The sequence below is a fragment of the Vibrio sp. S9_S30 genome, from assembly GCF_014694455.1.
GTDB lineage: Bacteria > Pseudomonadota > Gammaproteobacteria > Enterobacterales > Vibrionaceae > Vibrio.
The window spans coordinates 1-255 of the sequence record NZ_JAAUWT010000202.1 but is presented as its reverse complement, the minus strand read 5'-3'; the positions used below and the strand labels follow the sequence as shown (position 1 = coordinate 255).

Here is a 255-nt window from a genome sequence, read left to right as displayed (position 1 = left end):
TCTCGAGTGTTCAATGTAGGAAATGTTCTTCAACTGATCGTTCACTGTTTCAATGATGAAACGATTTTTCAGCAACGCTCTGTCCCACAAAGAAATAAACTTTTTCTTCATGTTCTTTCTGATGGTGATGATTAACTCAACGCCTTTGTTGAGTAGTTCTCCTGTCAAGGCTTGGCTAATATAACCTTTGTCACCATAGAGTTTGCCCCACAAACCCTCGACCATTTCAGGTACTGGCTTTCTATCATCTTCATT

At 39.6% G+C, this 255-nt stretch carries 1 protein-coding gene; it reads right to left on the bottom strand.

Features of this window, described 5'->3' with window-relative positions; genetic code table 11:
* The coding region (locus HC752_RS24545) for a transposase (RefSeq protein WP_238930645.1) at window positions 1-255 on the bottom strand (255 nt) is incomplete at both ends.